Raw genomic sequence first — 7,416 nt, 5'->3', positions numbered from 1 at the left:
ACGGGGAGAGTGGCTGCGCGCACCTCCGAGGGGGATTCAATGAACCGAGCCGACCGGCTGTTCCACCTGCACGGGCTGCTCCGGGCCGCGCGTCACCCGGTGCATTTCGACACCCTGCGTGAAAGGCTGGAGGTGTCCGCCGCGACGCTCAAGCGCGACATCCGCTACCTGCGCGACCATATGGAGGCGCCGATCCTGTACGACCGGCACTACAACGGCTACCGCTACGATCCGGGTGCCCCGGAATTCGAACTGCCGGGGATCTGGTTCAACGAGACCGAACTGCACGCGTTGCTGGCGATGGACCAGCTGCTCGGCGCAGTGCAGCCGGGATTGATCGGGACATCGATCGGTCCACTGAAGACCAAGGTCCGCAAGCTGCTGGGCGAGGGCGGACAGCGCGCCGACCTGGTCGCAAGCAGGGTCTCCCTGCAACCGATGGCGCTGCGCCGAAGCAACGATGCCATATTCGGCCAGGTCTCGGGTGCCACGTTCAATGAAACAGCCCTCTCGGTCACCTACCATGGGCGGGAACGGGACACGCCTGGCGCGCGGACCATCCACCCCTACCGCCTCGTCCACTACCGGGACAACTGGTACGTCATCGCCTACTGCGACAAGGCGCAGGATCTGCGCACCTTCGCCCTGGACCGGATCCGGCAGGCGCATCCGGTGAGCCTGAACTTTCGGGCCTGCGATGACAGGACCCTGACCCGTCACATGAATGCGAGCTTTGGCATCTTCACCGGGGCGGCCAGGGAGTGGGCGGTGCTGCGATTCACCGCCGAGCGGGCCCGATGGGTGGCCGACGAGTCCTGGCACCCGGACCAGATCAGCCGCTGGGACGCCGGCGCCTTCGAGTTGCAGGTCCCGTACTCCGACCCGCGCGAACTGGTGATGGACATCCTCAAATACGGCCCGGATGTCGAGGTCATCGCTCCCGAGGCCTTGCGGGAGATGGTCGGGGAGCGCCTGCACGCAGCGGCCCGGCGCTATTCCGAAGGCAGCGCTCACTGACTCCGCGTCAACGGAGACGCGCTCGGTAGCATCGATGCACACGAGGTTGCGGAGCGCGCTGAAAATCCTCAGCGCCCTGATTCTGGCCGGTGCAATTCGCTGCGCCCGTTGAGACCCTATGCACCATCAGGCCCCGCAGGGTACCGCGAGGCCCAGCCGAACCGGGGCGGCCACTTGCGTTGCGGCAATGCGGACGTGGTTTGGCGCAAGTCGCCGGGCGCATTGGCAGCCCACGCACAACGCATCCGCGTCCGGGAATTTTTGACCGGTGGCTCACTCTGTGAGCCACCGGGGGCGTTATAACGGGGGCAAGCCCACTTCATGGAGCACGACATGAGCCCCAAGCACACACCGAGCCAGGCCCTGCGCATTCCGACTCTTGCCGGCTATGCCCGACGCCCGCGGAATCGCAGTGGCGCCAACGGAACCTACCTGCAACGCCTCCCGCTCGCCGGCTTCGAGCACCACGACGCCCGGCGCCTGTGGCCCTACCTGCGTACCGGTCAGGCCTTGCTGCTAAGCCGCGAATTCAGCAACCCCGTCGATCCTCGCGCGGTGCGCATCACCTGGCTGGGTGAGCATCTCGGTTACCTGCCCCGGGCGGACAACCTCCTCGCCTCCGACCTGCTGGATCACGGCGCCGAGATCATCGCCCGCATCCACGACCTGCGCGAGTCCGAGGACCCGTGGGAGCGGATCACCCTCAACGTCTACCTGACCCGCTCGGGGCGATCGAGCATACCGTCCCTGATCCTCATGCCCTCGGACGCGCGGCACCTCTGACGATGAAAAAGCCGCAAACTGTAGGTCGGGTTAGCCCAGAGGGCGTAACCCGATTGCTTCGTCAGCCGCGCCAGCGCTGACGGGTCCCGAGGCGCTCAGGTCACCGTATCGGTCAGCCCCGCCTCCAATCCCCGGCGCCAGTCGTCCACGAAGGACTCGATGGTCTCGATGAAGTCCGGGTCGTGCTCGCGGCGGTTGATGGTGCAGTGGATCACCAACGCCTCGGGGGCCGGTGGCAGGCCGGTGGTGATGGTCCAGGCCAGCGCGTTGGGACAACCGGGCAGGCTGAAACGCACGCCACCGCGGATGGCTTCCCGGTGTACCGCGAATTCGCCCCAGACACAGTAGATCCGGCCTCGATCTCCAGCGTGTTCCAGCACGGAGTCGATCGACGCGCACCAACGGGCGAGATGCGCGACACCCAGCTCCCGCTGCAGGGTTTCCGGGTCGGTCTGAAGGCTGGCGAGGGCAAAGAACTCCATGGAAGGGAATGCTGCGGTTCAGGTGGCGTTGCGGTTCAGCCGCTCCACCGCGGCAATCGCGGCTTGCGCCGCGGCGTCGATATCCCCCTCGCGACCGGCCAGCGTGAGGCGCCCGAACGCACCGACCGCATGCGCCTCGCAGAGGGTGATATTGGAGGCCTTCTCGGCCTCGTTGGCGGCGTAGATCACGTAGCCGGCCGGCTCGGTCTCGAGGATGAAGATGCTTTGCCCGGCCAGGACCATGGAGCCCTTGCGGTTCTGGCGGTTGATCAGCACCGCGTGATCGGCATTGATCCCGCGAATGACTTCCTGCCAGGCCACCCGGCATTTCTTCCGCGCCGACTCATCGGTGCGCATGTGATGGAGCAATACGTCCGAGGCTTCGGTGACGCTGGCCTGGTCGCGATGGTGGATCACCATCGAACCGAAGGCACGTTCGACCACCATCTGCCCCAGGTGTACCGGCGACGCCTTCAGTGCGATATCGGTCAACCGATGGATGGCCAGGCCCGGCTCAACCTCCAGCCAGAGACAGGAATCCCCCGGCTTGGGCAGGAAACCCTGCGACACCGTCGCCATATACGCTGCAACCTGCGGCTGCAGGGAATCGATATGGACGTATGTCCGCAGTGAGATCAGGGGCGCATCCATGGGAACAACCAGTCCAAGTTCATTTCCTGACGACGAGGCCATCTAGGCCCGTGGAAAAGGTGCCCCCACCGGGGTCTCCGCTTCGGCTGCGAAGACCATCCATCCGTTCGAATCCCACCTGCACCTGGTGGGCCATCCGGATCCGGCGGGGCGCGACGCGCGATCATACCGGTTTCAGCATGCCCGGGTCACGGCGCGCACCTGAAGACGCGACGGCGGCGCGGCTGGATCCGCGCCCTGCCCCGTACCCTGGAAACAGGTACCCAGAAACCCCAGCCGGATTGTTGAATCCTACCATGCCCCATCGCTAGCGGGCCATGCGGGCAGGAAGACCGGGGACCCGACCGCGGGGACGTGGGGATCAGCCAGCCATTTCCCGCACGAAGACGCGCATCTCGGACGGTGTGACCGGCGGGCCAAACTGGTTGAAGACGGGCGCATCCGCGGCATCGCGTCCCAGCGCCAGCGTCACGCGGGCCTTGTTCTGATCCGGGTGCGTGGGGTCGAACGTGTACCAGCGGCCACCGACAAACGCCTCGAACCAGGCGTGCAGGTCCATCGGCTCCAGATCCTGCAGGTAGCCCGCCACCATGCGTGCGGGAATGGACATGCTGCGGCAAAGGGCGATGCCGAGATGCGCGAAATCCCGGCATACACCCTCGCCCCGCTCCAGCGCCTCGGAGGCGGAGATGGGCATCGGGTCCGATTCCGCCAGGTAACGCAGCCGGGAATGCACCCAGCGACTGATGGCGGCAACCTGGTCATAGCCTGGCGCCTGCCCCCAGGTGATCTCGTTCGCCAGCGAGCCCAGCCGGTCCGATTCGCAGAAACGGCTCGGTATCAGGTAGGCGAGGACATCGTCGGGCAATGCCTCGACCGGCACGTATGCCTCCCCGTGGCCCGCGTCCTCCCAGGGCGACACGATGACCTCCGAGCGGCTCTCGATCTGGAAGGAGCCCACCGGCGCGACCAGACGCTGGCAAAGGTTGCCGAACATGTCGACATGTTCGGTTGCCGGTACCTGGGGGGTCAGGGAATAGCTCTCCCGCGCGATCCACTGGCGCGCACCGCTGCGCGGCCGCAGCAACAGCAGGAGCGGCGTCGGCTGCGCGCATTGCATCTCGATCATGCAGCCTACCTCGAGGCGCATCGGAACCTCCGGCCGGAAAGATAAAGGGTTCATGGGTTCGACGCAGTCCGGATGCGCTCGAATGGGGCGCTGGATGGGGAAATGGTGCGCGGGTGACAGCCCTGAGTATAAACCCCGCTGCTTCCGTGAGGAATGTCTTGCCGCGTTCAGAGACCGGCGCCGTTTGCGCGCGATCCCACCCGGTGCCCACACAAGCCCTCGGTGTTAGCCGCGTCCCGTCTGTGCTACCTCTGTGCACCCCCAGACAGGCACAGGAGCCGAAATGAACGCACCCGCACTGCACATCCGCGTCGACACGCGCGAAAGAGGCCGCATCATCTCCCGGCTGGAAGGACTACCGGGCGTCACGCTGGAGTCCGTCGAGATGGACCTGGGAGACTACCTCCTGCCCGGCGACCTGATCATCGAACGCAAATCCGCGACGGACCTGATCCTGAGCGTCGTGGACCGCAGCCTGTGGGACAAGGTGGCCAAGCTCAGTAGCCAGCACGAACGGGTGGTGTACATCGTGGAGGGGGATCTCTACACCGCCCGCTTTCACCAGCAGGCGCTGGATATCCACCGCGCCCTCGCGATGATGGTGGTGACGCACGGGGTCACGGTGCTCCCCAGCCCCGATGCGGACAACAGCGGCATGCTCATCTATCTGCTGGGGCTTGCCGCGGCGGAGGGCGCCTCGACAACGGAACGACCCGGAAAGCCGGCGATCCGGCGGGACGCGCAGCTCTACCTGCTGGCCAGCCTGCCCGGCGTGGATGCGGATCGGGCAGAGGCCCTGTTGCGCCATTTCGGCAGCGCCCGCGCGGCGCTGGCCGCCGACGCCGATGCCCTCGCACAGGTCGAAGGCATGGACGCGGAGCGGGCCGCACGGATCGCCGAGGTGCTCGAATACGGAAAATAACGAGCGGGACACGCGTGAAGGCCGGTGTCCACGACCGATCACCTGGCGTGAATGCGGCAGTCTGGCCAGGCGCAGGAAGAGCAGACCGGCGTGTCCGGGGCAGCCCCCCGGCTGCTGCCCGCGGCGGCGAGGCCGATCAAACGGCCATGCGGCCTCAGTCCAGGTAGTTGTACTGCTTCTCCAGGTCCTTGAGGATCTCCCAGGTGCAGGACATTCCGGCCGGGAAGGTGATCAGGTCGCCGCGCTCGAAGGTCTGGGGCTCGCCTCCGTCCGGGGTCACGGTGACACGGCCGCGCAGCAGATAGCAGATTTCGGTGCGGTCGTAGGTCCAGTGGAAGGTCGAGACCTCCTTGCGCCACCGCGGCCATCCGGGCACGCCGATCACGTCCAGCTTCGCGGGTGAGGGGTCACGTTCGAAGAAGATGTCCTGCTCGCTCATTTCACTCTCCATGGCTCGAAGTCAGGCGCCATGGTGCACCGCTGGAAGCAACGATCCAACCCTCGTCGAGTGGGGCTTCCTTCCCGCCCGCCGGCAGGGAGTGGCGCAGCCAGGCAGCGTGCAATAGATGCAGGGCATCGCACTGCGGGCCCGGTGCGCTCGCCCGGACCCGGCAAAGACCCTCGCGGCGCGGTTCGGCTGCACCTTACGGCGCCCTGCCCGATAACGCTGCAAAAGGCCAAGGACCATTCAGATCCAGCCGACCAGGAGCGGCACGAGGATGGCTGTGAGCAGCGCATTCAGCGCCATCGCGATCCCGGCAAAGGTTCCGGCCAGATGGTTCACCTGGAAAGCGCGGGCCGCGCCGATGCCGTGGGAGGCGACCCCAACCGCAAAGCCACGGGCAGCCCAATCCGTGACCCTCAGCAGGTTCAGCAGCGGCGTGACGATCATCGCGCCGATGATGCCGGTGATGATGACCAGTGTCGCCGTCAGCGACGCAAGACCGCCGATCCCCTCGGCAATCCCCATCGCAATCGGTGTGGTTGCCGACTTGGGGGCGAGGGACCGCAGCGTCTCCGGGCTGGCGCCCAGCGCGGCCGCAACCGCGACGGCCGAAACCACCGCCGTGATCGAGCCGACGAAGAGCGCTGCCAGCATCGGTACCAGCAGGCGCCGCACTCGATTGAAATTCCGATACAGGGGCACCGCAAGGAGCACCGTTGCAGGCCCCAGCAGGAAATGCACGAACTGCGCACCGTCGAAATAGGTGGCATAACTGGTCCCTGTGAGCACCAGCAGGGCGACCAGTACCGCGATGGCCACCGCCACCGAATTGACCAGCGGTGAGCCGCCGGCCGCACGGTGCAGATAGTGCCCGATCGCGTAGGCCCCGAGGGTCGCAGTCAGCCACAGCAGCGGCTCCTGCTGCAGGTAGACCCAGAGCAGGTCGAGGTTGTCGGTGGCATCCGGTACCCCGTTCATGAACGCTGCTCCGGTTCGTGCAGGCCCATGCGCCGCATCACCCAGAAGAACACCAGTGCCGTCACTGCGATGGTCAGGGCCGTGGACACGAACAGCGCGGCCAGCAGTGGCAGCCATTCGGTCCGGATGCGCGCGACGTGCAGCATGACCCCCACACCCGCCGGGACGAACAACAGGGACAAGTGGGACAGCAACACCCCGGCGACGGCATTCAGCGCCTCCGGCACCTCGCGCAGGGCGGCCAGGGCCGCAAGCATGAAGAAAGTGCCAAGCACCGGACCGGGAATCGGCACACCGGTGGCACGCACGATGACCTCGCCCAGCAACTGGCAGACGAGGAGGGCAAGAATGGCATGGACCACGAACGACCCCCTGGGATGAAACCGGCTTGAGTTCGGGAGAACTCTATATCGAACCGGCTCGGCAAGCTCCCCGCGTGGCGCGGATCCAGACCCCCATCCAGGTTGCGTCGGCGAAGGGAGTCGCTGCGATCGGTGGCCGGAACCCTGTCGGCGATGCAGCCGTCTCCTGCTCGAGGCAGCCCCCCGGCAGGAATCATTCCCCGCCAGAGAACCAGTTCAGAACGCCATCGGGGCAGTGGCATCCCGCCGGGCCTTTGGGGGACTCGGCAACATGGCTTCCATGAGCAGCTGCCAGACCTCGCCCGCGTGACCGTCGCCGGGCTCGGGGCCGGTAATGGTCAACAGGGCTTGCCTCCCTCGACCGATGAGCTCGAGGCTGATTCGGCGCGCGCACCCCGATACGCGGCTGATGGCGCGGGCGCCCGCGAGGAGTTCGAGGTCGATGCACAGCGAACTGTCCGGGCCATCGACGAACAGGCTGCGGTCGCGCCTGCGGCAACGCACCGACGCCGCGTGCAATGACACGCGACCCGCACCCTGGTCGAGGCAGATGTCCAGCGGGATCTCCTGCTCGTCGACGACGTCCAGCAATGCCGGCAGATGGTCCAGCGCGACGGGCCAACTCGCACCTTGGGTAATCATGCGTT

At 66.5% G+C, this 7,416-nt stretch carries 10 protein-coding genes; 3 read left to right on the top strand and 7 right to left on the bottom strand.

All coding sequences use genetic code 11. The annotated features are described in order from the left end of the window. The first annotated feature begins 39 nt into the window (after window positions 1-39). A complete protein-coding gene (locus EA346_RS13530) occupies window positions 40-1,017 on the top strand; it encodes a WYL domain-containing protein (RefSeq protein ID WP_296759491.1) in 978 nt (325 codons plus the stop codon). 333 nt (window positions 1,018-1,350) lie between these two features. Then, window positions 1,351-1,800 carry an HIRAN domain-containing protein gene (locus EA346_RS13525; protein WP_296759489.1) on the top strand — a complete coding sequence of 150 codons (450 nt, stop codon included), beginning with the start codon at window positions 1,351-1,353 and terminating at the stop codon, window positions 1,798-1,800. 95 nt (window positions 1,801-1,895) lie between these two features. On the opposite strand, the gene EA346_RS13520 is transcribed toward EA346_RS13525, so the two are convergent. From EA346_RS13520 to EA346_RS13510, 3 genes are all read right to left on the bottom strand, one after another. After that, entirely contained in the window at window positions 1,896-2,282 is a 387-nt protein-coding gene (locus EA346_RS13520; RefSeq protein WP_296759487.1) for a hypothetical protein, read from the bottom strand. A gap of 18 nt (window positions 2,283-2,300) precedes the next feature. Then, entirely contained in the window at window positions 2,301-2,921 is a 621-nt protein-coding gene (locus EA346_RS13515; protein WP_296750984.1) for a BMC domain-containing protein, read from the bottom strand. 373 nt (window positions 2,922-3,294) lie between these two features. After that, window positions 3,295-4,083: a transglutaminase family protein gene (locus tag EA346_RS13510; protein WP_296759485.1), complete on the bottom strand. Its 789-nt coding sequence runs from the start codon at window positions 4,081-4,083 to the stop codon at window positions 3,295-3,297. A gap of 262 nt (window positions 4,084-4,345) precedes the next feature. Between EA346_RS13510 and EA346_RS13505 the strand changes: the two genes are divergently transcribed. Then, on the top strand, window positions 4,346-4,984 hold the full coding sequence (locus tag EA346_RS13505; RefSeq protein WP_296759483.1) for an ERCC4 domain-containing protein: 639 nt from the start codon (window positions 4,346-4,348) through the stop codon (window positions 4,982-4,984). A gap of 154 nt (window positions 4,985-5,138) precedes the next feature. Here the strand turns inward: EA346_RS13505 and EA346_RS13500 are convergent, their stop codons facing one another. From EA346_RS13500 to EA346_RS13485, 4 genes are all read right to left on the bottom strand, one after another. After that, a complete protein-coding gene (locus EA346_RS13500; RefSeq protein WP_296759481.1) occupies window positions 5,139-5,423 on the bottom strand; it encodes a cupin domain-containing protein in 285 nt (94 codons plus the stop codon). A 249-nt stretch (window positions 5,424-5,672) separates the two neighbouring features. Then, window positions 5,673-6,407: an LrgB family protein gene (locus EA346_RS13495; RefSeq protein WP_296759479.1), complete on the bottom strand. Its 735-nt coding sequence runs from the start codon at window positions 6,405-6,407 to the stop codon at window positions 5,673-5,675. Then, window positions 6,404-6,769 (bottom strand): CidA/LrgA family protein, encoded by a 366-nt coding sequence (locus EA346_RS13490; RefSeq protein ID WP_296759478.1) that lies wholly within the window; start codon window positions 6,767-6,769, stop codon window positions 6,404-6,406. Before EA346_RS13490 ends, EA346_RS13495 begins: the two co-directional genes overlap by 4 nt. 216 nt (window positions 6,770-6,985) lie before the next feature. After that, window positions 6,986-7,416: hypothetical protein (locus EA346_RS13485; RefSeq protein WP_296759476.1), on the bottom strand; the 431-nt coding region annotated here is incomplete at its 5' end.

The sequence above is a fragment of the Thioalkalivibrio sp. genome, from assembly GCF_007692535.1.
Taxonomy (GTDB): Bacteria; Pseudomonadota; Gammaproteobacteria; order Ectothiorhodospirales; family Ectothiorhodospiraceae; genus Thioalkalivibrio.
Note: the sequence above shows the minus strand (reverse complement) of the source record. Positions and strands in the feature narration are given on the sequence as shown.